Source organism: Actinokineospora baliensis (genome assembly GCF_016907695.1).
GTDB lineage: Bacteria > Actinomycetota > Actinomycetes > Mycobacteriales > Pseudonocardiaceae > Actinokineospora > Actinokineospora baliensis.
The window spans coordinates 2881273-2904537 of the sequence record NZ_JAFBCK010000001.1 but is presented as its reverse complement, the minus strand read 5'-3'; the positions used below and the strand labels follow the sequence as shown (position 1 = coordinate 2904537).

Annotated in this window: 26 protein-coding genes and 1 riboswitch; of the genes, 11 read left to right on the top strand and 15 right to left on the bottom strand. The window is 70.9% G+C overall.

Annotation, left to right across the window (positions count from 1 at the left end; all coding sequences use genetic code 11):
• Positions 1–112: 112 nt before the first annotated feature.
• On the bottom strand, positions 113–1174 hold the full coding sequence (locus tag JOD54_RS13900; RefSeq protein WP_204450934.1) for a nitronate monooxygenase: 1062 nt from the start codon (positions 1172–1174) through the stop codon (positions 113–115).
• A gap of 21 nt (positions 1175–1195) precedes the next feature.
• Complete coding sequence (locus tag JOD54_RS13895) at positions 1196–2095, bottom strand: TIGR04222 domain-containing membrane protein (RefSeq protein ID WP_204450933.1); 900 nt, start codon at positions 2093–2095, stop codon at positions 1196–1198.
• Between the two features lie 90 nt (positions 2096–2185).
• Here JOD54_RS13895 and JOD54_RS13890 point away from each other — a divergent pair, with 90 nt between their 5' ends.
• A complete protein-coding gene (locus JOD54_RS13890) occupies positions 2186–2611 on the top strand; it encodes a bifunctional (p)ppGpp synthetase/guanosine-3',5'-bis(diphosphate) 3'-pyrophosphohydrolase (RefSeq protein WP_204450932.1) in 426 nt (141 codons plus the stop codon).
• A gap of 61 nt (positions 2612–2672) precedes the next feature.
• On the opposite strand, the gene JOD54_RS13885 is transcribed toward JOD54_RS13890, so the two are convergent.
• Positions 2673–3050, bottom strand: a complete 378-nt coding sequence (locus tag JOD54_RS13885) for an MmcQ/YjbR family DNA-binding protein (RefSeq protein ID WP_204450931.1) — start codon at positions 3048–3050, stop codon at positions 2673–2675.
• Between the two features lie 95 nt (positions 3051–3145).
• Between JOD54_RS13885 and JOD54_RS13880 the strand changes: the two genes are divergently transcribed.
• Entirely contained in the window at positions 3146–3553 is a 408-nt protein-coding gene (locus tag JOD54_RS13880; protein ID WP_204450930.1) for a DUF3224 domain-containing protein, read from the top strand.
• Positions 3554–3556: 3 nt separating this feature from the next.
• On the opposite strand, the gene lepA is transcribed toward JOD54_RS13880, so the two are convergent.
• On the bottom strand, positions 3557–5401 hold the full coding sequence (lepA, locus tag JOD54_RS13875) for a translation elongation factor 4 (RefSeq protein WP_307860012.1): 1845 nt from the start codon (positions 5399–5401) through the stop codon (positions 3557–3559).
• Between the two features lie 115 nt (positions 5402–5516).
• On the opposite strand from lepA, the gene JOD54_RS13870 reads away from it, so the two are divergent.
• Complete coding sequence (locus JOD54_RS13870) at positions 5517–5822, top strand: ArsR/SmtB family transcription factor (RefSeq protein WP_204456266.1); 306 nt, start codon at positions 5517–5519, stop codon at positions 5820–5822.
• Between the two features lie 4 nt (positions 5823–5826).
• Here JOD54_RS13870 and JOD54_RS13865 read toward each other — a convergent pair whose 3' ends face one another.
• The gene (locus JOD54_RS13865) at positions 5827–6207 is read right to left on the bottom strand and encodes a VOC family protein (RefSeq protein ID WP_204450928.1); all 381 of its coding nucleotides are present in this window, start codon (positions 6205–6207) and stop codon (positions 5827–5829) included.
• An 87-nt stretch (positions 6208–6294) separates the two neighbouring features.
• On the opposite strand from JOD54_RS13865, the gene JOD54_RS34130 reads away from it, so the two are divergent.
• On the top strand, positions 6295–6729 hold the full coding sequence (locus JOD54_RS34130) for a type II toxin-antitoxin system PemK/MazF family toxin (RefSeq protein ID WP_204450927.1): 435 nt from the start codon (positions 6295–6297) through the stop codon (positions 6727–6729).
• Positions 6730–6731: 2 nt separating this feature from the next.
• On the opposite strand, the gene JOD54_RS13855 is transcribed toward JOD54_RS34130, so the two are convergent.
• The gene (locus tag JOD54_RS13855; protein ID WP_204450926.1) at positions 6732–7868 is read right to left on the bottom strand and encodes a helix-turn-helix domain-containing protein; all 1137 of its coding nucleotides are present in this window, start codon (positions 7866–7868) and stop codon (positions 6732–6734) included.
• Complete coding sequence (locus JOD54_RS13850; RefSeq protein ID WP_204450925.1) at positions 7861–8568, bottom strand: hypothetical protein; 708 nt, start codon at positions 8566–8568, stop codon at positions 7861–7863. The genes JOD54_RS13855 and JOD54_RS13850 overlap by 8 nt, the downstream gene beginning before the upstream one ends.
• Positions 8569–8726: 158 nt before the next feature.
• On the opposite strand from JOD54_RS13850, the gene JOD54_RS13845 reads away from it, so the two are divergent.
• The 4 genes from JOD54_RS13845 to JOD54_RS13830 all read left to right on the top strand — a co-directional run bounded on the left by JOD54_RS13845 (position 8727) and on the right by JOD54_RS13830 (position 10838).
• Positions 8727–9677, top strand: a complete 951-nt coding sequence (locus JOD54_RS13845) for an SPFH domain-containing protein (protein WP_204450924.1) — start codon at positions 8727–8729, stop codon at positions 9675–9677.
• Positions 9677–9883, top strand: a complete 207-nt coding sequence (locus tag JOD54_RS13840) for a type II toxin-antitoxin system antitoxin (protein WP_204450923.1) — start codon at positions 9677–9679, stop codon at positions 9881–9883. The genes JOD54_RS13845 and JOD54_RS13840 overlap by 1 nt, the downstream gene beginning before the upstream one ends.
• A gap of 120 nt (positions 9884–10003) precedes the next feature.
• On the top strand, positions 10004–10267 hold the full coding sequence (gene rpsT, locus JOD54_RS13835; RefSeq protein WP_204450922.1) for a 30S ribosomal protein S20: 264 nt from the start codon (positions 10004–10006) through the stop codon (positions 10265–10267).
• Positions 10268–10337: 70 nt separating this feature from the next.
• Positions 10338–10838, top strand: a complete 501-nt coding sequence (locus tag JOD54_RS13830) for an acyl-CoA thioesterase (RefSeq protein WP_204450921.1) — start codon at positions 10338–10340, stop codon at positions 10836–10838.
• Between the two features lie 16 nt (positions 10839–10854).
• Here the strand turns inward: JOD54_RS13830 and holA are convergent, their stop codons facing one another.
• Positions 10855–11832, bottom strand: coding sequence for a DNA polymerase III subunit delta (holA, locus tag JOD54_RS13825; RefSeq protein ID WP_204450920.1), 978 nt, complete (start codon positions 11830–11832; stop codon positions 10855–10857).
• A gap of 133 nt (positions 11833–11965) precedes the next feature.
• Positions 11966–12096, top strand: a riboswitch (SAM riboswitch).
• A gap of 11 nt (positions 12097–12107) precedes the next feature.
• On the opposite strand from holA, the gene thrC reads away from it, so the two are divergent.
• Positions 12108–13367 (top strand): threonine synthase, encoded by a 1260-nt coding sequence (thrC, locus tag JOD54_RS13820; protein WP_204450919.1) that lies wholly within the window; start codon positions 12108–12110, stop codon positions 13365–13367.
• 37 nt (positions 13368–13404) lie between these two features.
• On the opposite strand, the gene JOD54_RS13815 is transcribed toward thrC, so the two are convergent.
• The 7 genes from JOD54_RS13815 to nadD all read right to left on the bottom strand — a co-directional run bounded on the left by JOD54_RS13815 (position 13405) and on the right by nadD (position 20038).
• Positions 13405–15702 (bottom strand): DNA internalization-related competence protein ComEC/Rec2, encoded by a 2298-nt coding sequence (locus JOD54_RS13815; protein ID WP_204450918.1) that lies wholly within the window; start codon positions 15700–15702, stop codon positions 13405–13407.
• A 344-nt stretch (positions 15703–16046) separates the two neighbouring features.
• A complete protein-coding gene (locus JOD54_RS13810) occupies positions 16047–16703 on the bottom strand; it encodes a ComEA family DNA-binding protein (RefSeq protein WP_204450917.1) in 657 nt (218 codons plus the stop codon).
• 87 nt (positions 16704–16790) lie between these two features.
• Positions 16791–17627: a DegV family protein gene (locus tag JOD54_RS13805; RefSeq protein WP_204450916.1), complete on the bottom strand. Its 837-nt coding sequence runs from the start codon at positions 17625–17627 to the stop codon at positions 16791–16793.
• Between the two features lie 11 nt (positions 17628–17638).
• Positions 17639–18349 (bottom strand): diglucosylglycerate octanoyltransferase, encoded by a 711-nt coding sequence (octT, locus tag JOD54_RS13800; protein ID WP_204456265.1) that lies wholly within the window; start codon positions 18347–18349, stop codon positions 17639–17641.
• A gap of 22 nt (positions 18350–18371) precedes the next feature.
• Positions 18372–18986 (bottom strand): histidine phosphatase family protein, encoded by a 615-nt coding sequence (locus JOD54_RS13795; protein WP_204450915.1) that lies wholly within the window; start codon positions 18984–18986, stop codon positions 18372–18374.
• Positions 18983–19384 (bottom strand): ribosome silencing factor, encoded by a 402-nt coding sequence (gene rsfS, locus JOD54_RS13790; RefSeq protein ID WP_204450914.1) that lies wholly within the window; start codon positions 19382–19384, stop codon positions 18983–18985. The genes JOD54_RS13795 and rsfS overlap by 4 nt, the downstream gene beginning before the upstream one ends.
• A 63-nt stretch (positions 19385–19447) precedes the next feature.
• Positions 19448–20038 (bottom strand): nicotinate-nucleotide adenylyltransferase, encoded by a 591-nt coding sequence (gene nadD / locus JOD54_RS13785; RefSeq protein WP_204450913.1) that lies wholly within the window; start codon positions 20036–20038, stop codon positions 19448–19450.
• 190 nt (positions 20039–20228) lie between these two features.
• Here nadD and JOD54_RS13780 point away from each other — a divergent pair, with 190 nt between their 5' ends.
• Positions 20229–20915 (top strand): nitroreductase family protein, encoded by a 687-nt coding sequence (locus JOD54_RS13780; protein ID WP_204450912.1) that lies wholly within the window; start codon positions 20229–20231, stop codon positions 20913–20915.
• A 192-nt stretch (positions 20916–21107) separates the two neighbouring features.
• Positions 21108–23204 (top strand): RecQ family ATP-dependent DNA helicase, encoded by a 2097-nt coding sequence (locus tag JOD54_RS13775; RefSeq protein ID WP_307860000.1) that lies wholly within the window; start codon positions 21108–21110, stop codon positions 23202–23204.
• Positions 23205–23265: the final 61 nt, after the last annotated feature.

Below are 23265 nucleotides of genomic sequence, written 5' to 3'. Positions count from 1 at the left end.
CCGAACCACGTCCGCCAGGTCACCCAGCAAGTCGGCGACAGGAACCCCACACGCGAACCGCCCCCTGATTCGCGTCTCGCACACCCTGGCCTGCGGGCAACCGCACAGGGCACTACCCGAGCACGCCAAGCCTGCGGGCCACGGCGCCCGCGGCCGCCCGCGCCTCGTCCGCCAGGTCGCCCAGCAGTTCGGCGACCGGCACCTCGCGCGCGAAGCGGTACGCCTGACCCGCCCACAGCGACATCCCGTCGACATCGCCTGCCTTGCCCGCCGCCGCCCGAACTGGGCGGGTGAGGTTGTGCAGGTCCGGGTACGCGCTGGGGGCGTCCGGGTGCTCGGTGATGAACCGGTTGACCAAACCGCGGGCGGGCCTGCCGGTGAACGCCCTGGTCACCGTCGTCTCCCGGCCGCCATCGGCCAACGCGGCCCGCTGGGGCGCGGCTGTGCCCGCCTCGGGGCAGCGCATGAAGGCCGTCCCCAACTGCGCGGCCACCGCACCCGCCGCGAGCACCGCCGCGACGTCCGCCCCGCTGGTGAGACCGCCCGCCGCGATCAGCGGTAGGTCCACCTCGGCGGCGATCAACCGAAGGGCGGGCAGGAGGTCGTAGAGCGGACCACCTGCGGGATAGGCGACGTCGTCGACGAACACGCCCCGGTGCCCACCGGCGGCCGCACCTTGAACGCAGAGCATGTCCGCCCCGCGGTCAGCCGCAGCCCTGGCCTCCTCCGGCGTGGTCACGGTGACCACGACGAGCGCCCCCGCGGCCTTGAGCCGGGCGACGTCGTCGACCCCGGGCAGGTTGAAGGTGAACGACACCACCGGAACCCGAGCCTCGACAACCGCGTCGACCTTCGCCGCGTAGTGGTCGTCGTCCCACTCTGCCGCGCCCGCGGCGACGCCATAGCGCTCCGAGGCTTCAGCGCGCACCGCGTCTCGGTACCTCGAAGTGTCCTGAGTGGACTTCGCGCTCGGCGCGAAGATGTTCACCCCGAACGGTTTCCCGGTCAGCTCCCTGGTCCGCGCGATCTGCTCGCGCAGCGCGTCGGCGGTGACGTAGCCGGAGGGGAGGAAGGCGAACGCCCCCGCCTCCACGGCCGAGGCGACCAGCGCGGGCGAGCTCACCCCGCCCGCCATCGGAGCGACAACGATCGGCACGGCGAGATCGGTGATCACACCGCCGACCGTACCGCCGGGTCAGCCGCCGCAGCCACCTCCCCCGCAACTGCTCCCGCCGCCGCAGCTGCTTCCACTACTGCAACTGCTCCCGCTGCTGCAGCTCGACCCGGTGCTGCAGCTGGACGAGCTCGTCGAGCCGTAGCCGGTGTAGGCCTGCTGCTGGGCGAGAATCCCGGAGATGTCCTCGTCCGGGTAGGCCATCAGCCCGTACAGCGCGACCGGGGCCAAGACCCCGACACCGAGCACGCCCGCGGTCGCGGCCGCCGAGCGGGGAACGCTCGACCGGGACCGGTTGAGCTCGGCGCGGCCGTGCCGGGTGGGCGACTGCCGGGTGCCGCCGACGATGACCCGGGCGATGATCCACAGGAACAGCGTCGCCGGGAGCGACAGCACGAGGTACAGCACCGGCCGGTCCAGGCTGATCCCGTTCACCATCCGCACGATCGCGACGACGAAGAGCACGCCGAGCAGCAGGTGCACCCGCCTGCCCCACCGCTTGCCGGGGCTCAGGTAGCCGCGGGCGACCAACCCCTGCCCTAATCGGCGCACCAGGTCGCTGTTGCCCAGGCCGAGGCCACCGCGCGAGAGCTTGCGCGAGGAGCCGATGCCGCGCAGCACCTCGTGCTGCACCGGGTCACCGGGCGCGGTCCCCGTCGGGGCCACCGACCCGTCCCGGCTCAACCGCACCGCGCCGCGACCGAGCAGGCCCGCCAACGCGGTCTGCTCGACCCGGGTGGGTCCGCCCGCGAGCATGGCCAGCTCGTACGGGTCCAGCCTGCTCGAGTCCCCGGCGGCGGCGTTGCCCGCCCGCGCGGCCGCCACCACCCGCACCAGCACGGCCAGCACCAAGACCGCCGCGACCGCCACCCAATACGCGGTCAGGAACTGCTGGCCGGTGAGGCCCCACGGTTCGTCCATTCTGTCCTCCTCCCTCAAGCGACGCGCTTAGTGTGCAACACCAACAGGTGATCGACGTGCGCTTCGGCGACCACCGGTTACATTCCGGGCATGTTCACCCTGGACGACGCCATCCGGATCGCCCGAGCCGCGCACGGCGCCCAGCTCGACAAATCCGGCCTGCCCTACATCGAGCACCCGCTGCGGGTGATGGCTGGCGTGACCGGCGAGCACGAGCGGATGACCGCCGTACTGCACGACGTGGTGGAAGACACCCCGGTCACCCTCGCCGACCTGGCCGAAGCGGGCTGCCCACCCGAGGTCGTCGCCGCCGTCGACGCCATCAGCAAGCGCCCCGGGGAGACCCAGACCGACTACCTGACCCGGGTCATCGCCAACCCCATCGCCCTCGCCGTCAAGCACGCCGACATCGCCGACAACTCCTCCCCCGACCGCCTGGCCCAACTCGACCCCGCCACCCGCGACCGCCTCCGCACCAAGTACGCCGACGCCGTCGACTTCCTCGCCAAGAATTGAGTTGATCTGTCCCTCTGTCCTCTCCCGAGTGGAGGACGCGGGGGGTGGGCGCGGGTTGCCATCAGGACTCCGTGCGGGCGTCGAGTTCGGCGATGGAGCGCTTGGTGGCGACCACGCGGTAGGCCTGGTCGGCGATCTCGGCGATCTCCGCCCAGTCCACGGGGCGGTCCAGGTGCACGCCCAGCCAGCCGCGGTGCCCGACGTAGGGCGGGCGGAAGAAGCGGTCCGGGTCCTCGGCGACCATCTCCTCCTGCACCCCCGGCGGCGCGGCGCACCAGAAGCCGAGCCGGGCGCCGTGGTGCTCGCCGACGAACGACAGGAACATGGCCTTGTCGCCGCGGGCGAACCACGACGGCGAACCGTGGCTGATCTTCTCGGTCACCCCGGGCAGGGCCGAGCAGATCTTCCGCAGCCGCGGCAGCGGATCAGTACCGGACATCGGGGTCTCCCTTTCCTCGCGCACCAGTCGGGGACAAGAATCGCGCATGAGACCGACATCCGTCGGAAGTTGTCCACAGGCGAGGGAGACGCACGGTGCGCGGACAGGCGAGCGGGACGTTCACAGTGGACGCGTTCGAGCCGGAAAACCCCTACGACCAGCGCGACGGCGTCGACTTGGGCCACGCGCTGCTGCGCAAGACCTTCTCCGGTGCTCTGGCCGCCACCAGCGAGGTGCACATGACCAGCGCCGTGGCCGCGGCCACGGGGGCGGCCGCCTACGTGGCCATCGAGCGGGTCGAGGGCACCCTGGACGGCCGCCGCGGCAGCTTCGTGCTCCTGCACTCGACGGGTTCGTACGAAGCGGACAGCTCGGAGCGGTCGCTGACGGTCACCGTCGTCGCCGGGACCGGCACCGGTGAGCTCTCCGGCGTCACCGGCACGCTGCGGATCACCAAGACCGACGACGAGCACCAGTACGAACTGGAGTACGCCCTGCCGTAGCGGCTACTTCTTGCCCTTCTTGTCCGACGGCTCGTCGGTGGACAACGCGGCGACGAAGGCCTCTTGGGGTACCTCGACCCGGCCGACCATCTTCATCCGCTTCTTGCCCTCCTTCTGCTTCTCGAGCAGCTTGCGCTTGCGGCTGATGTCACCGCCGTAGCACTTGGAGAGCACGTCCTTGCGCATGGCGCGGATGGTCTCGCGGGCGATCACCCTGGCGCCGATGGCGGCCTGGATGGGCACCTCGAACTGCTGGCGCGGGATCAGCTCGCGCAGCTTGGTGGTCATCCGGGTGCCGTAGCCGTAGGCCGAGTCGCGGTGCACGATCGCGCTGAACGCGTCGACGGGCTCGCCCTGCAGCAGGATGTCCACCTTGACCAGCTCGGCGGCCTGCTCGCCCGACTCCTCGTAGTCCAGCGAGGCGTAGCCGCGGGTGCGCGACTTCAGCGAGTCGAAGAAGTCGAAGATGATCTCGCCGAGCGGGATGGTGTAGCGCAGCTCGACCCGGTCCTCCGACAGGTAGTCCATGCCGCCGAGCTGCCCGCGCTTGCCCTGGCACAGCTCCATGATGGTGCCGACGAAGTCGCTCGGGGCGATCACGGTGCACTTGGCGATCGGCTCGAACACCTCGCCGATCTTGCCGACCGGCCAGTCCGACGGGTTGGTGACGACGAGTTCCTTGCCGTCGTCGAGCACCACCCGGTAGACCACGTTGGGGGCGGTGGAGATCAGGTCGAGGCCGAACTCGCGCTCGAGCCGGTCGCGGGTGATCTCCAGGTGCAGCAGGCCGAGGAAGCCGCAGCGGAAGCCGAAGCCCAGCGCGGCGGAGGTCTCCGGCTCGTAGGTGAGCGCGGCGTCGTTGAGCTGCAGCTTGTCCAGCGCCTCGCGCAGGTCCGGGTAGTCGGACCCGTCGACGGGGTAGAGGCCGGAGTAGACCATCGGGCGCGGCTCGCGGAAGCCCGCCAGCGGCTCGGTGGCGCCCTTGCGCTCGGAGGTGACGGTGTCACCGACCTTGGACTGGCGGACGTCCTTCACGCCGGTGATCAGGTAGCCCACCTCGCCGACGCCGAGACCGGCGCTTGGCTTGGGCTCCGGGGAGATGATGCCGACCTCGAGCAGCTCGTGGGTGGCGCCGGTGGACATCATCTTGATCCGCTCGCGCGGGGTGATCTTGCCGTCCACCACGCGGATGTAGGTGACCACGCCGCGGTAGGTGTCGTAGACCGAGTCGAAGATCATCGCCCGGGCCGGGGCGTCGGCCTGGCCGACCGGGGCCGGGATCACCCGCACGACCTCGTCGAGCAGCTCGCCGACCCCGTGGCCGGTCTTGGCCGACACGCGCAGCACGTCGTCGGGCTCGCAGCCGATGATGTGCGCGATCTCGGCGGCGTACTTGTCCGGGTCGGCCGCGGGCAGGTCGATCTTGTTGAGCACCGGGATGATGTGCAGGTCGCGCTCGAGGGCCATGTAGAGGTTGGCCAGCGTCTGCGCCTCGATCCCCTGCGCGGCGTCGACCAGCAGGATCGCGCCCTCGCAGGCGTCGAGCGCGCGCGAGACCTCGTAGGTGAAGTCGACGTGGCCCGGCGTGTCGATCATGTGCAGCACGTGGTCGGCCCCGTCGACGGTCCACGGCAGGCGCACGTTCTGGGCCTTGATGGTGATGCCGCGCTCGCGCTCGATGTCCATCCGGTCGAGGTACTGCGCGCGCATGGCCCGCGCCTCGACGACGCCGGTGATCTGCAGCATCCGGTCGGCCAGGGTGGACTTGCCGTGGTCGATGTGCGCGATGATGCAGAAGTTGCGGATCTGCTCCGGCGCCGTGAAGGTCGTGTCAGCGAACGTTGCCACTCGAGGTCCTCGCATGGTCAGGGGTAGGTCCATCGTCCCATGCCCGGACGGCGGGCGGGCTGTTCGGGTGCTCGGCCCGTTGCCCGCTATATGCCTGCTCGGTTATGTTGGGCGGGTGGCGACCACCTTCACCGTGCTGGCCGAACCGACCCGGCGGCGGATCCTGGACCTGCTGCGCGAGCAGCCCAGGTCGGTGGGGGAACTGGTCGCGGCGCTGGGGCTGACCCAGCCGGGCACCTCCAAGCACCTGAAGGTGCTGCGCGAGGCCGGGCTGGTCCGGGTCCGCCGGGACGCGCAGCGCCGCTGGTACGAACTGCGCCCGGAGCCGCTCGCGGAGATCGACACCTGGCTCGCGCCCTACCGGCTGCTCTGGTCAAACAGCCTCGACCGGCTGGAGCGGCACCTGGACTCGGTCGACTGAGGGCTCAAGGCAGGCGCGAGTCCAACCGCATCGGGTGATCCCCGGGGACCTCGACCAGCACGATCCGCACGCCGTCCGGGTCGGCCAGCCACGCCTCCCGCAGCCCCCACGGCTCCAGGCGCGGCGGGCGCAGGAACTCCACGCCCCGACCGGTCAGCTCGTCGGCCGCGGCGGCCATGTCGCGGACCTGCAACCACAGCGCCAGGTCGGGGTTCGCCTCCGTCACGGCCTGCCCGGAGAGCTCCAGGTAGCCGCCGCCGAGGAAGAACACGGTGCCGCCGGGGAACTCGCGGAAGACGGCCAGTCCCAAGGTGTCGCGGTAGAAGGCGAGCGAGCGGTCCCGGTCGCGCGGGTGGATGATCACGCGGCTGCTGAGGAACTCCACGCTCAAGTCCTACCGGTCGCCCCGGCCCCGCGCAGCGCGTCCCACTTCAGCTCACCCGTCCGCCGTCGGGGCATTACGCTCCGGCGTGTGCAGATCGATGACGACCCCCGACCCGCCCGCGGCGCGGTCTGGGAGGTGCCGACCAGCGACCGGCCCGACGCGATCAGCTACGCGCCGAACCCCGACGGCGACGCCGATCCTGGCGAGATCGTCTGGGCGTGGGTGCCCTACGAGGACGACCCCGAGCGCGGCAAGGACCGGCCACTGCTGGTGGTCGGGCGGCACGACCGGACACTGCGCGCGCTGATGCTGACCAGCAAGGAACCCCGCCGCCAGGAGCACCACGACTGGCTGGAGCTGGGCAGCGGCCGCTGGGACCGCGACGGCCGGGTGTCCTACCTGCGGCTGGACCGGCTGTTCGAGCTCGGCGAGAACGACATCCGGCGGGAGGGTTCGGTGCTCGAACCCGAGCGCTTCGAAATCGCCGCGGACGCCCTGCGGGCGCGGTACGGCTGGCGCTGAGGTCAGACCAGCCGCAGCACCGGTCGCCCCTGGTCGGTGCCCAGCACCTCGCGGACCCGGGGCACGTCCCAGGCGAGTTCCCTGGCCAGCTCGGTGATGGTCAGCCCGGTGTCGCAGGCCAGGTCAAACGCTTGCGCGAGCAGGGCCGGGCGTTCGCCGGGGTAGCCGCTGAGGGGTTCCGGGGCGAAGCCGGGCTGCTCGCGTAGTTCGTTGAGCCGCTGGTAGGCGCGGCCCGCGGATGAGTCGGAGAGAAGACCCAGCTCCCGGCAGCGATAGACCAGCGAGTGGACGGACACTCCCCACACATCTCGCAACTCGGACAGCCTGCGTAGGTCGAGCCTCTTAGGCAGTTGCGGGCCTATGGAGGCGCGTGGGGTGAGGAACTCGGCGGCGAAGCTATCCGCTTCACGTTCCTGAGTGGAGTCGCCGGGAGTGGCTTCTCCGTGCAGGACAAGATGACCCAACTCGTGCGCAGCGCTGAACCGGTGGCGATAGACGTCATCCGTCCTGTTTGGCGTAAGGACGATGACCGGGCGCGGTAGGACCGAGGTGGAGAAGGCATCCACCGTCCGAAGATCCTCGTCCCGCTGAGGCGTGTGTACGACGATGCCGTGCGCTTCAAGACGCCTGATGAGGTGCGTGACTGGGCCGCCACCGAGCCCCCATGCCGCTCTTAGCTCTGCTGCCGCCCGCGATGGGTCGCCAGTTCCAGGGTGGACCTCTCCACAAGAGAAGCCAGGCAGATCGACCGGCGGCAGTTGGACTCGCCGCTCTAGGGCGTTGGTCAGCTCCCAGACCTGCTCGGTGACCGCAATCGCCTTAGCGCGTTGATATGCGCGCGTACTGCGAAGACTGCGGAAGTGCGCGGCGGCGGGGTCCAGCCTGGCCTGAACCCGCCCGGCCACGAAGTAGGCCAATGGCACCTGGAGTACCTCAGCCAACCTCGGCAACAGATCCGACCGTGGGCGATTCGTGCCCAACTCGTACTGACTCACCGCAGCGGGCGTCACGCCAAGCTGCTCGGCCAGCCACCGCTTGGTCTTACCCGCGAGATTGCGCGCCTGCGTCAGCCGCGCCGGATCAAACGCCTCCTGCACCGCCAATGGCGCCAGGGGGCGCTGCCGGGTCTTCTCACTCATTGCCGTCCGCTGCGTTGCTGGAAGAGGGGGGTGAGCCGAAGGGAAGCGTAGGCACCTCACCAAAGGCGAACCCAGGCGCATCGGTGATGGACGTGTCGACCCCCGCGGCGGTGGTGAGATCCAGCGACTCGGGCGACCACGTGAGCTTGCCTTCGTCGTCCATCGCCGTGGGGATGCCCCACCAGGCGGCGAGGATGTCGTCGCTGTCGGCGTTGGCCACGTAGGCGATGTAGACGACGGTGAGCTTCTCCCGCTGCGCGGCGGAGACCACGTCGGCGAGGGTGGGTTGCGCCAACTCCTGGGGGATGTCGAACAGGGTCAGGTCGGAGGGGACGCCCTGTTCGCGGGTGACGTGTTGGGGGATCTTGGTCGGGACCTTCGCCTGGGAGATCGGCTTCCCGAGGTGGGTCGCGTGCCGGAAGGGGATCAGCACGCACCCGTCCACCACGGCGAGGCTGTAGGGCGCCCCCTTGGGGGTGTGCGGCCGGTAGCCGGGCAGTCCCGCCGCCTCGATCTGCTTGTTGAGCTCGCGGTAGCGGTTGACCCACATGCTGCCGAAGGCGTGGTTGTCGCTCGCGCCTTCGGCCTTGGCGCTGGCCTGCACCATCCGGGCGGCTCGCTGGCCGCGCGCGAGTGCGGTGGCCACCAGCCCGGCGACCTCGTCGGTGTGCTCCCCGAACTGCTCGACCAGACCAGCCACGACACCCTCCCGGGCACTCGGACTTACGCCGCCAGATCGATCGTAGCACTCACGCTTAACTTATCGACCAACTTCACCCACAGGCCGCGCGGGCAGTGGCGCCACCCGCCGAAAAAGTGATATCACTTTGCTAGGTAAGCGCTAGCCCTGGAGGGGTCATGAACACCACGCCCGAAGAATTCGACCGACCGTTGTTGCCCGTCCCGCAGGTGCGGGAGAAGCCCGCCTTCGGGGCGGCGGGGATCCCGATCGCGGCGGGGTCGGTGGTGATCGCGCTCGGCGGGCTCGCCCTGGTGGGAGTGGGGATCGCCGGGCTGGCCGACGAGCTCGGGCTCAGCGAGGGGGCTTCGGTGTCGGCGCTGGTGTTCGGGGTGCTGATCGCCATCGCGGCGGCGATCACCACGGGTGGGCTGACCATGGTGGCGCCGGGTGAGGCCCGGGTGGTGCAGTTCCTGGGCCGCTACACCGGGACCGTGCGGCTGGACGGGCTGCGCTGGGTGAACCCGTTCACCACGCGGCGCAAGGTCTCCACCCGGATCCGCAACCACGAGACCGCCGTGATGAAGGTCAACGACGCCGACGGCAGCCCGATCGAGATCGCGGCGGTGGTGGTGTGGCAGGTGCGCGACACCGCGCGGGCGGTGTTCGAGGTGGACGACTTCATCGCGTTCGTCGCCATCCAGACCGAGACCGCGGTGCGCCACATCGCCACCACCTACCCCTACGACGCGCACGGCACCGACGGCGAGCTGTCGCTGCGCGACAACGCCGAGCAGATCACCCAGCAGCTGTCCGCCGAGATCGCCGCCCGGGTCGAGGCGGCGGGCGTCGGGGTGATCGAATCGCGGATCACCCACCTGGCTTACGCGCCGGAGATCGCGGGCGCCATGCTGCGCAGGCAGCAGGCGGGCGCCGTGGTGGCCGCGCGGCAGCGGATCGTGGAGGGGGCGGTGGGCATGGTGGAGTTGGCGCTCGACCGGCTCGCCGCGCGCGAGGTGGTCGACCTGGACGAGGAGCGCAAGGCGGCGATGGTGAGCAACCTGCTGGTGGTGCTGTGCAGTGACCACGAGGCGCACCCGGTCGTCAACGCCGGGTCCCTCTACCACTGATGTCCGAACGCAAGAAGGTCCTGCTGCGGCTGGACCCCGCCGTGCACGACGCGGTGGCCAGGTGGGCCAACGACGAGCTGCGCAGCACCAACGCGCAGATCGAGTTCATGCTCCGCCGCGCCCTCGCCGACGCAGGCAGGCTGCCCGACGGCGCGGGCGGGCCGCCCAAGCGGGGCAGGCCCCGCAAGGAGGAGCCGCCCGAGTGACTGCTAGCCTGGATCGTCGCGCCGCCCGGCACTCCGCCCTGGAGGAGACCTGCTCAGGCAGGGCCACTGGTTGATCTTCTGGCGGCGCGCGATCCGGACTAGACCTCGAGGAGCACCCCCATGGCGAACATCAAGTCCCAGCTCAAGCGGATCAAGACGAACGAGAAGGCGCGCCTGCGCAACAAGTCCGTCAAGTCCTCGGTCAAGACCGCGATCCGCAAGTTCCGCGAGGCCGCCGAGGCCGGTGACCAGGCCAAGGCCCAGCAGCTGCTCGCCGAGGCCAGCCGCAAGCTGGACAAGGCCGCTGGCAAGGGTGTCATCCACCCCAACCAGGCCGCCAACAAGAAGTCGGCGATGGCGCAGCGGGTCAACAAGCTCGGCTGAGCTCAGACTCACACAGCGGCGCCGCTCCCTCCGGGGGCGGCGCCGCTGTCATGTGCGCGAGACTGCGGGCATGGATCCCAAGCCCAGTTCGGCCGCGAGGACCTCGCTGTCGCACATCATGACCGTGGTGGACACCAACCTCCTCGGCACCGTCCACGGTGGAGTCATCATGAAGCTGGTCGACGACGTGGCCGGGGCGGTGGCCCAGCGCCACTCCGGCGGCCCCGCCGTCACCGCCGCCATGGACGGCATGACCTTCCTGCACCCGGTCCGCGTCGGTGACCTGGTCCACGCGCACGCCCAGGTCAACTGGGCGGGCAAGTCCTCGATGGAGGTCGGCGTCCGCGTCCTGGCCGAACCCTGGGACCGCGCCGGTGTCCCCCCGACCAAGGTGGCCACCGCATACCTGGTCTTCGTCGCCGTCAACGAAGACGGCCACCCCCGCCCCGTTCCCCCGGTCGCCCCCGAGACCGAAGAGGACGAACGGCGACTGCGCGAAGCCGAGATCCGCCGCCAACACCGCCTGGCCCGCCGCGACGAGATCCTCGCCAGCCGCACCCCCAAGCCCTGACCCACCCGCCGCGGGATCAGTCGCGGCGCTGGGCCTCGGCCAGGCGCAGGACGGCGCGTTCCAGGGCGTAGTCGGCGTCTGCGGCGACGCCCTTGACGTCGGCGTTGACCTCGGCGACCGCGCGCATGGCGTCGGCGAGGCCCGCCGGCTTCCAGCCGCGGGACTGGGCGAGGGCCTTCTTGACCTTCCAGGCGGGCATGCCCAGCTCGCCCGCGAGCTTGAACGGGTCCGCGCGCCCCGCCCCGGCCACCCTGGCCACGGTGCGCACGGCGTCGGCGAGCGCGTCGGCGACCAGCACGTGCGGGACGCCCAACTGCATCGCCCAGCGCAGGGCTTCCATCGCACCGGCGACGTCCCCGGTGACCGCCTTCTCGGCGACCGCGAACCCGGTCACGTCGGCCCGCCCGCGGTGGTAGCGGCGCACCGCCTCCTCGCTGACGTCGCCAGCCGCGTCGGCCACCAGTTGCGCCGCCGCGGCGGCGAGCTCCCGCAGGTCGGACCCGACGGAGTCGACCAGCGCGGCGACCGCCCTCGGGTCGGTCTTGCCCCCCGCGCGGCGGATCTCGTTGCGCACGAAGGCCTCGCGCTCGGCGGCCTTGGTGATCTTCGGGCACTCGGTGACCACCGCGCCCGCCTTCTTCATGGCGGCCACGACGTCCTTGCCCGCCTTGCGTCCCGCACCGTTGTGCACCACCACGAGCACGATCCCGTCGGCGGGCGCCTTGGCGTAGTTGATCACCAGCGCGGCGATGTCCTGGGTCGCCTCGTGCGCGGCGTCGAGCACGATCACCCTGCCCTCGGCGAACAGCGACGGGCTGACCATCTCGGCCAGCTCGGGGGCTGTGAGTTCAGCCACCCGGGTCCTGGTCAGGTCGGCGGCCGGGTCGGCGAGCCTGGCGGTGTCGAGCACGCCGCGGATGGCGCGCTCGATGAGCAATTCCTCTTCTCCCAGCACCAGTTGCAGCGGCGGCGGGACGACCGAGGGCGAGTTCACGCCCGCGATCCTGCCACGGCGCCACGACGCCGGCGGGGTGGGTGCGGGCCGGGGATCGGGCTGGCAACCGGGGCCCGGCGTGCCGTACCGTGGCCAGCACGCACCGGGTCGACCCCGGGCGACAACTGAATACCGCTCATCCAGAGGGGCAGAGGGAAACGGCCCGATGAAGCCCCGGCAACCGGCGTACGCGTCACTTCCTCATCGCGAGGAGGCGGACGACCACGGTGCCAATTCCGACCCGCCACGCGGGATAGATGAGGAGACACCTCGCGATGACCTCTGTCGACGTCCAGACCAGCACACTCGACCTCGGCCCCGCTCGGGCGCTGTCCTGTCGTGAGTGCGGCCACCGGATCCCCCTCGCCGCCGAGTTCGCCTGTGCCGAGTGCTTCGGCCCGCTCGAGGTCGCCTACGACTTCGGCACGGTGACCAGGGCCGACATCGAGGCGGGCCCCCGCTCGATCTGGCGCTACAAGAACCTGCTGCCCGTCCCCGCCGACGTCGAGCGGTTCCCGAACACCGACCCCGGCCTGACCCGCCTGGTCAAGGCCGACCGGCTGGCCGCGGCCCTGGGCGTGAAGTCGTTGTGGGTCAAGGACGACACCGGCAACCCCACGCACTCGTTCAAGGACCGCGTGGTCGCCGTCGCCCTCGCCGCCGCCCGCACCCTCGGCTTCAGCGTCCTGGCCTGCCCGTCGACCGGCAACCTCGCCAACGCCGTCGCCGCGGCCGCCGCCCGCGCGGGCTGGGACTCGGTCGTGCTGATCCCGTCCTCGCTCGAGCGCGCCAAGATCCTCACCACCGCGGTCTACGACGGCGCCCTGATCGCCGTCGACGGCAACTACGACGACGTCAACCGGCTGGCCACCGAGCTCGCCGCCGAGCACGAGGACTGGGCGTTCGTCAACGTCAACGTCCGCCCGTACTACGCCGAGGGCTCCAAGACGCTGGGCTACGAGGTCGCCGAGCAGCTCGGCTGGCGCCTGCCCGGCCAGGTCGTGGTGCCGGTGGCCTCCGGCTCGCAGTTGACCAAGGTGGACAAGGCGTTCCGCGAGCTCGGCGAGCTCGGCCTGGTCGAGGCGACCCCGTACCGGATCTTCGGCGCGCAGGCCACCGGCTGCTCCCCGGTGTCGGCGGCGTTCAAGGCGGGCCAGGACGTGATCCGCCCGGTCAAGCCGGACACGATCGCGCGCTCGCTGGCCATCGGCGCCCCCGCCGACGGCCCGTACGTGCTCGACTCGGTCCGCCGCACCGGCGGCGCGGTCGAGGACGTCACCGACGCCGAGGTCGTCGAGGGCATCCGCCTGCTGGCCCGCACCGAGGGCATCTTCGCCGAGACCGCCGGTGGCGTCACCGTGGCGACCGCGAAGAAGCTCATCGAGACCGGCCAGCTCGACCCCGAAGCCGACACCGTCCTGCTGATCACCGGCGACGGCCTCAAGACCCTCGACGCCGTCCAGGACCACATCGGCCCGCGCGCCACCGTCCCGCCGACGGCCGCCGCCGTCCACGAGGTCCTCAACCGGGGCTGACCGAGATCTGTGGGGTGGGGGCCACCCACCCCACAGATCACCGCCCCGGCGGCGACCTCGGCTGCCCCCGCACGACCACGCCCGAGCCGACGACCGCGCTGTCGCCCTGGAGGTCGGTGCGCACCACTCGCGCGCCCGTCCAGGTGAGGACGTCGAGCGTGCGCGGACTGGGGTGCCCGTAGCGGTTGCCCGCTCCGACGCTGACCAGAGCCACCCGCGCCCTGACGGCCGCCATGAACTCCGGTGCGGTGTAACGAGATCCGTGGTGCGGCACCTTCACGACCTCAGCCGTCAGGTCGACCCCGGCGGCCAGCAGGTCGGCTTGGGCTGCCAACTCGACATCCCCGGTGAGCAGCACCCGACCGGTCCGCGTGGTCGCCCGCAGGACCACCGAACGGTTGTTGATCGCCGTGCCATCCGACTCGGCGCGTACCTCCTTTCCCCGTGGGGCCAGTACTTCCACTGACAGCCCTGGCCAAGCCAGCCGCTGCCCTTCTGCGACGCTGACCAACGGCACTGAGGCCGCCTCGGTCTGCCGCCGCACCTGTCGCCAAGCCCACTCCGGCGCCCGTCCCGGCCCGACGGCGACCGCGCCGACCGACCGGTCCGCCAACACCGAAGCCAGCCCACCGACGTGATCGGCGTGCAGGTGGCTGAGGATCACCAGCGGCAGCTGCCGCACCTCAAGCCGGTCCAGGCATTCCCGCACCGGCGCGGGATCCGGCCCGGTGTCGACCAGCACCGCCCGCCCACTGTCCGCAGTGGACAGAACGACGGCATCCCCCTGCCCGACATCGCACGCGACGGCCGCCCACCCGGCTGGTGGCCACCCAGGCGCGAGGACGCGGATCGGGAGCAGGACGAGCACCACCCCGATCACGCCCAGCGCCATCGCGACCCGGGCCCGCCGGTAGCGCGACCCGACCGCCAAGCACCCGAGCAGCAGCACAAGGGCAACGCCACCCCACCAGCCCGACGGCCAGTCGAGCACCGCACCCGGCACGTCCGCTGCCCAGCCGCCGACCAGGACCAGCCAACCGACCGGCGGCCCGGCGAACCGCGCCAGCCACTCCGCCAACCAGGGCAGGACGGGCATGACGAGCGCGGCGGCGAGCCCGAGCACGGTCGCGGGCGCCACGACCGGGGCGGCCACCAGGTTCGCGACCACGGCGACCAGGCTGACCTGGCCACTCATCCCGGCGACCACCGGTGCCGTGGCCAGGTGCGCCGCCGCGGGCACGGCGACCGCCTCGGCGACCAGCCTGGGCACCCGCCGTCGGGCGAGCCGGTCCACCCACCCCGGCACCACCAGGACCAGGGCGGCTGTCGCGAGCACGGACAACACGAACCCGAAACTGACCGCCATCGCCGGATCCACCGCGACCAGCGCGATCACCGCGGCGGCGAGCGCGGGCAACGCCGACCGCTCCCGACCGAGCGCCAAGGCCAGCAGGCCGACCGCGCCCATGACCCCGGCCCGCAGCACACTCGGCTCCGGCCCGACGAGCACGACGTACCCGACCAGCACAGCCAAGGCCACGACCGCTGAGCCACGCGGTCCCGCCCGCAGCAACCTCGCCAGGAACAGCACGCAGACGCAGACGATGGCCAGGTTCGCCCCGCTGACCGCCAGCAGGTGGGCCATCCCCGCGGCCCGGAAGTCGTCCTCGACCGACTGGACCATCCCGTCGGTGTCGCCGACCACCAAGGCCGGGAGCAGTCCCGCCGCCTCGTCGTCGAGCACGGAGGCCGCCACCCGCAGCCCGTCCCGCAGCGACTGGGCGGCCACCTGCCACCCCGGCGCGGCACTCACCTCCGACGGCGGCCCGCGGACCCGCAGCACGGCGACGGTCAGGCTCCCCGGTTCAGCGGCCCCGAGCGTGCCCCGGGCCACCAACCGCTGCCCCGGCAACAGGTCTGCCCACTGCTCCACCGGCGCGAACACCAGCAGGCGGCTGCCCTCGGCGGTCACCGGGATGACCACCGACCGCACCCCGGAGGGCATCGCACCGAACCCACTCGCCTTCACCCTCCTCGGGCGTTCTCCCACCTCCACTCGCAGCTCCACCACCGCGGCCCGCGCGGCCTCGGCCCGCAACGGGTCAACCGCGGCCTCACGAACCCGCCAAGCGATCGGACAGATCGCCAGCACCCCGCACACCACCAACGGCCATCCAGCTCCGCTCGGCCGCAGCCCGCGCCGGAGAAAGACGGCACCACCAACCACCCCCACTCCCCCGACAACGACCGCCAGGACCCAGTGCCCCAACAACCCGACCAACCCGGCCAGCCAGACCGCCAGCGCCCCCGGCACCAACCGCCAGTCCAACCGCACACCCACCACCTCCTTCAGCAACTTTGACCAACTTTCAGGCCATTCCCGGGCATCGCGGGAGTAGCGAGAACATCAGCGCGCAAGACGAACATTCACCACGGGCAACCGACAGCTAGTGGCCACAATGGACAATCCGATCAGCGTCCACCGGACCTTAGTCGCCCCCTTCCCCGCTGCACGGACAGTTGCCGTGGGATCGCGTCACAGGGGTGTTCTGCCAGCGCCTAGGACGGCGCCGACTACACAGATCGCTACGCCGAGGCCGGTGGCCAGGGACCAGTGGGTGATCAGGCCAAGGGCGACCAGGGTTACGAGAACCGCTGTGGTCGCGGGTAGGTCGGGGGTCATCGGACGACTACTAGGTCTCGGAGGGCTTCCAGGCGGGCTGGGCCGATGCCTTCCACGTCGCCCAGCTGGTCGATTTTGGTGAAGCGGCCGTGTTTGGTGCGCCAGTCGAGGATGCGTTGGGCTGTCACGGTGCCGACGCCGGGGAGGGTGTCCAGGCGGGCGAGGGTGGCTGTGTTGAGGTTGACCTTGCCGCCGGGTTCGGGGTCGGTTGGGGGTGGCGCTGGTTGGCCGACGTGGATCTGTTCGCCATCAACCAGTTTGCGGGCCAGGTTGAGGGTGGTCAGGTCGGTACCGGGGAGGGCTCCGCCGCTGGCTCGGAGCGCGTCGTCGACGCGGGAGCCGTCGGGGAGGGTGCGGAGGCCGGGGTCGCGGACCTTGCCCACGATGTCGACCACGATGTTCGGGGTCGGAGGTTCGTCGACGGCAGCGGCGGCCAGCGCGGGGGCGGGCTCCGGTGTCGGGGGCGAGCCGGAAAGGGTCAGGACGCCGAGTGTGAGGGCGCCGACGACCACGAGACCGATGGCGACCGCGGCCGAGAAGCGCCTGCGGGGTCTGGGAACCTCGGGTGCGGCGCCGTCCCAGGGGCGGCCCGCGATCGAGGCGAGCCGGGCCAGTACCGAGTCGATCTGGTTGACGCGCTGTGTGTCTGCCATGGAACCGACGGTAGGGACCCCGCAAGACCCCGGAAAGTAGCCGCCGTCTTCTGTGGACAGCCCGAGGGGTTGTGGACAACTCGGGCCTCAGCGAGGCGCGACGACCACCCCGAGGACCCCGGGACCGGTGTGCGCGCCGATCACGGCGCCGAGTTCCGACACGACGCAGGTCGCCGAGGGCAGGCGCGCGGCGAGTCGGGCGGCGAGCTCAGCGGCACGCCCCGGGTCGGCCAGGTGGTGCACCGCGACCCGCACCGGCGACTCCCCCGCCGCGTCCACCGCGAGGTCGACCAGCCGCCCCAGCGCACGACTGGTCGTGCGCACCTTCTCCAGCGGCACGATCTGCCCGTCGACCACGTGCAAGATCGGCTTGACCGCCAGCGCGGTACCCAGCAGCGCCGCCGCAGCGCCGATCCGGCCGCCGCGCCTCAGGTACTCCAGGGTCTCGACGACGAAGAAGCACCTCGTCGCCTCCGCCGCCGCCACAGCAGCCGCCTCGACCTCCGCGCCTGGCGCCCCCGTCGCGGCCACCTCGGCGGCTCGCAGCACGGCGAACCCCAGGCCCATGGCGGTCGTACGGGAGTCGACGACGCGCACCGCGGTGCCGAACTCCTCCGAGGCCAACCGCGCTGACTCCCAGGTGCCGGACAGCTCGCGGGACAGGTGTACCGACAGCACACCGTCCGCACCCGCGTCCAGCAGCGTGCGGTAGGTAGCGGCGAACTCGGCCGGGTTGGGCCTAGAGGTCGTCACCATCCGCCTATCGCGTAGAGCGGCGGCCAACTGGGCGGGACCGATGTCTAGGCCGTCGCGACCTTCCTGACCGTCCACACGCACCAGAAGCGGTACTACGTGCACCGCGTTCCGCTCTGCCGCACCTTCCGGCAGGTAAGCGGTGGAATCTGTCAGCACGGCGAAGGGCACGTGACAGGAGACTAGTTGTCCGGAAGCTCGTCCAACAGCGGCGCCAGGTGCTCAGCCAACGCCACTGCCACCGCCTGATGCCCGTCCCAACCCCAGTGCATGCCGTCTGGGTTGCCGTGACCACCCATGACGTGGTCGCCGATGACCGCGGCTACGTCGAACAGGACCACTCCACTGCGCTTGGCCCATTCACGCACAAGAGCGACCGCGCGGGGCCTACCGGTGTGCACATAACCATAGGCGGACGACCGGTGCACAGACGGCAACATGACCACGACCGGCAGGTCAGGCCTAAGAGCCCACACAGCGACCACGATGTCGTTCAAGTACCGCACGGTCAGTTCCGCGGGCAGCGCCACTGGCCGCCCACGTGTCACGCGAGATGCCCATGGCTGGACAGCCAGGTAAGCCTCGCGGGCGCGGCGACGCAACCAGTCCGGACGGAGGTAGCGGATGCCTTGACGGAGGTAGGTCGGTAGCGGCGAGGGCAGCGTGTCCATACCGCCAATGGCCAGCACCAACACGTCGGCGTTAGGCATGTGCGTCCACACGCGAGGGTCCCCCACAAGGCACCAGTAGGCGTCACGTGCGGTCCAGCCGAAGCCCGCGAAGAGCTCGGTGCGGGCACCCACACTGGCAGCGGCCAGGTTCGGCCATAGGCGGGGGTCGTCGGCCGGGTGGGGACCGTCGGGGCCGTGGAAGCTCAGCGAGTCGCCGAACATCAGCACGGTCGCCCGGGTTGGCCTATCCGGTGATGCCAACGTTGTAGGCGACCAAGCGCCACGCGAGCCCGCTGGTCTCTCTACGGGCGAGCACTGTCCAATGGCAGTTGGAGATGCCTCCCAGCTGCCACCAGTTCGCCACCGGTAGCTCCAAGAGGCTGCCAGTCAGCGCGGTGATAAGACCGCCGTGCGCGCACAGCACGACGGTGTCGTCGGTGCCCTCGTCCAGCCCGGTGACCACCTCGGTCGCGCGGGCGGCCACCTCGATCCGGGACTCACCGCCGGGCGGGGTCCAGGTCGCGTCGGTCTGCCACTCAGCGCGACCGCCCGGCCACTCCAGGTCGATCTCGGGACCGGTCCTGCCCTGCCACAACCCCAAGTTGGTCTCGCGCAAACGCTTGTCCACCCGCAACGGGAGCCCGACGGCCTCGCTGAACACCGCGGCGGTGTCGGTGGCCCGGCGCAGGTCGGAGGCCACGATGAGGTCCGGGGAGAACCGGGCAAGCGCGGGCACGGCGAAGCGGGCCTGGTTGCGGCCGACCTCGGTCAGGTGCGAGTCGATGTGGCCCTGCATCCGGCCAGAGGCGTTGTAGTCGGTCTCGCCGTGGCGCCACAGGACGAGCCTGCGCAGGGTCACTCGACGTCCTCGGCCGCGGCCCCCACCTCGCCGGTGTGCGGGCCCATGTCGAACTCGATGCGCGGGCAGTCCTTCCACAGCCGCTCCAGGCCGTAGAACGAGCGCTCGTCGGCGTGCTGGATGTGCACCACGACGTCGACGAAGTCCAGCAGCACCCAGCGGCCCTCGCGGGCGCCCTCGCGGCGGACCGGCTTGGTGCCCGCCTCGCGCATCCTCTCCTCGACGCCGTCCACGATCGCGCCGACCTGCCGCTCGTTGGCGGCGGAGGCGATCACGAAGCAGTCGGTGATCACGAGCTGGTCGGAGACGTCCAGCACGATCACGTCGGCGGCCTTCTTGTCGGCCGCCGCACCGGCCGCGACCAGTGCCAGTTCGCGTGCCTCGTGCGTCGCTGCCACGTCACTCCTCGTTCCGCTTTCCCGGGGTCCAACCAGTCGAGGGTACCGGGTGAGCGCTCGCGGTCAGTCCTCGGCGGCGTAGAGGTGGCGCTTGGAGATGTACTGCACCACCCCGTCGGGGACGAGGTACCACACGGGCAGGCCCGAGGCGACGCGCGCGCGGCAGTCGGTGGAGGAGATGGCGAGGGCGGGCACCTCGACCAGGCTGACCGTGCCGGAGGGCAGGTGGGCGTCGGCCAGGCTGTACCCGGGCCTGGTCACGCCCACGAAGTGGGCCAGGGTGAACAGCTCCTCGGCGCGGTGCCAGGACAGGATCTGCTCCAGGGCGTCGGCGCCGGTGATGAAGAACAGCTCGGCGTCGGGGTAGCGCGCGTTGAGGTCACGCAGCGTGTCGACCGTGTAGGTGACCCCGGTGCGGTCGATGTCGACCCGGCTGACGGAGAACCGGGGGTTGGACGCGGTGGCGACGACGGTCATCAGGTACCGGTCCTCCGCGGCGCTGACCTGCTGGCCGTCCTTCTGCCACGGCACCCCGGTGGGCACGAACACCACCTCGTCGAGGTCGAACCGCGCCTGCACCTCACTCGCGGCCACGAGGTGACCGTGGTGCACGGGGTCGAAGGTGCCGCCCATGATGCCAATCCGGCGAGCCATGCCCGCGAGCCTACGGCGGCCCCCGCCCGGCGTCCTGACATGCGCCGATGACGGCGTCCCGGTATGAGCAACATCATGCGCGGGGCCCGCCGCGGCCGACTTCCGAACACCACCGTTCGGGTCATGACGCGGGTCCTATGACCGGATCGGTATGACCGTGAGTGGCCAATGGACCGGGAGACTCTCGCGCATGGCTTGGATACCGATCCACGATCAGCCGTACGACCCCGTGCCGTACCGGCCCGCCAGGGTCACCGCGGCGGAGTCGCTGCAGGCTGCCGCCGAGTTGCGCGCCAAGATGGACGAGCGCAGGACCGTGCGCGCGTTCTCCACGGAACCGGTGCCCGAGCAGGTCGTGATCGACGCCATAGCGGTGGCCGCGACGGCTCCTTCGGGTGCCCACCAGCAGCCGTGGACGTTCGTCCTGGTGACCGACCCCGAGGTTCGGGCCCAGATCCGGGAAGCCGCTGAGAAGGAAGAGCAGCTCTCTTACGCGGGCAGGCTCGGCGAGGAGTGGCTGTCTGCGTTACGTCCTCTAGGGACGGACCAGAACAAGCCGCACCTCACGGACGCGCCGTTCCTGATCGTGGTGTTCGAGCAGCGGTACTACCTCGACGGTGAAGGCGACCAGCACAAGCACTACTACGTCGACGAGTCAGTAGGCATCGCCGTCGGCATGCTGCTCACCGCGCTGCACCTGTCGGGTCTCGCGGCGCTGACCCACACGCCGAGCCCGATGAAGTTCCTCTCCGAGGTGCTCGACCGGCCCAAGAACGAAAAGGCGTTCGCGGTGATCCCGGTCGGCTACCCCGCACAGGACGCGACCGTCCCGAGGCTGATCCGCAAGGACCTCGACCAGGTCATGGTGCGGATCTGACGGCTCCGGCGGAAAGCCGCCGCTTCGCCCGCCGGAGATCCCGGTCACGATGACCGGGCGGCCTGCCTCGCGCGGATGGTGCGCGTCCGCGCGAGGCCGGTCCACCTGCGGGATCGGGTTGTCCACCGGAGTTGTCCACAGGCTGGGGGGACCCGCTCGACGGCGGTCCACCCGGCGCTGTATCCATGTGATGTGGACGACAACGCACTTCGACACTCGGCGGAAGAACGACTACGAGCCCTGGCCGGACCCGGGGCGACCTTGCGCGACGACCAGTGGACCGCCATCGAGGCCCTGGTCGCGCGCCGCCGCCGTGCGTTAGTGGTGCAACGGACGGGGTGGGGCAAGTCCGCTGTGTACTTCGTGGCCACCGCGCTGCTGCGGGAGCTCGGTGAGGGCCCCACGGTGATCGTGTCGCCGCTGCTGGCCCTCATGCGCAACCAGGTCGACGCGGCCGCGCGGGCCGGGGTGCGGGCGGCGACGATCAACTCGTCGAACCCCGAGGAGTGGCAGCAGGTCCAGGAGGCCGTGGCGGACGGCGATGTGGACGTCCTGCTGGTGAGCCCGGAACGGCTGAACAACCCCGATTTCCGCGACACGGTGCTGCCCAGCCTGACCGCGTCCGCCGGGATGCTGGTGGTCGACGAGGCGCACTGCATCTCCGACTGGGGCCACGACTTCCGGCCGGACTACCGTCGGCTGAGGACGCTCCTCGGCGAACTCCCCGACGGGGTACCGGTCCTCGCGACGACGGCGACCGCGAACAACCGCGTGGTGCAGGACGTGGCGCACCAGTTGGGGCTCGGCACCGAAGACGCCCTTGTCCTCCGTGGACCGCTGGACCGGGAGAGCCTCCGCTTGGGCGTAGTGCGGCTACCGACCCCGCAGGCGCGGTGGGCTTGGCTGGCGGAGAACCTGGGCAAGCTCGACGGGTCCGGAATCATCTACACGCTGACGGTCGCGGCGGCCGAGGAGCTGGCTTCGTTCTTGCGTGAGCGCGGGTTCGAGGTCTCCTCTTACACGGGTCGGACCGATATCACCGACAGGCTCCGCGCCGAGGACGACTTGCTGGGCAACAAGGTCAAGGCCCTGGTGGCGACCTCCGCGCTCGGGATGGGGTTCGACAAGCCAGACCTGGGGTTCGTGGTGCACGTAGGCGCCCCACAGTCGCCTATCGCGTACTACCAACAGATCGGGCGTGCTGGTCGTGGCGTCCTACGGGCGGATGTGGTGCTGCTGCCGGGCACCGAGGACAAAGACATCTGGGCGTACTTCGCCTCGTTGGCGTTCCCGCCGGAGCACTACGTGCGCCAGGTGATCGATGCGCTGGGCGAGGCGGGCAAACCGCTGTCCACCATGGCGCTGGAGCCGCGGGTGGACCTGTCGCGTGGCCGCCTGGAGATGGTGCTGAAGGTCCTCGACGTGGACGGAGCGGTCCGGCGGGTGCGCGGCGGCTGGGAGTACACGGGCCAGTCCTGGGAGTACGACGCCGAACGGTACGGGCGGATCGCGGCCGCCCGCACGGCCGAGCAGAACGCGATCCTCGACTACCTGGAGACGCCGGGCTGCCGCATGGAGTTCCTGCTGCGCCAACTCGACGACCCGCACGCCGCGCCGTGCGGCCGGTGCGACAACTGCACCGGCCAACGGTGGGAGGTCGAGGTCTCGGCGGCGGAAATGGCCATCGCACAGGAGAAACTGCGGCGGCCAGGGGTCGAGATCACGCCGAAGAAGGCCTGGCCAACAGCGATGGCATCGCTCGGCGTCGAACTCTCGGGCAAGATCCCCGCCACCCGGCTGGCGGAACCGGGACGAGCGCTGGGTCGGATGACCGACATCGGCTGGGGCAACCGGCTGCGCGAGCTCTTCTCGTCCACAGAGGACGGAGAGGTTCCCGCGGACCTGGTCGACGCCTGCGTGAAGGTGCTGGCCGCGTGGGGCTGGGAGAAACGACCCGCGGGGGTGGTGACCGTCGGGTCGTCCCGTCGTCCCCGGCTGGTGGCCAGCCTGGGCGCCCAGATCGGAGCGATCGGCAGGCTCCCGGTGTTGGGCGAGGTCACCGTGGGCGCGTCGGCTCCGCAGGCCAACAGCGCGCAACGGTTGGCGTGGCTGTGGAAGTCGATGTCGGTGGGTGCGGAGTTGGCGACGCGGGTCAGCGAGACGGAGGGCCCGATCCTCTTGGTCGACGACCGCATCGACAGCGGCTGGACGATGACGGTGGCCACCGCGCTGCTGCGGGACTCCGGGGCGAGCGCGGTGCTGCCGTTCGCCTTGGCGACGACGAGCTGATCAGCCAAGACCACTCCGCCTGCCGGTCATCCGGTTGACCGGCAGGCGGGGAACCACTGAC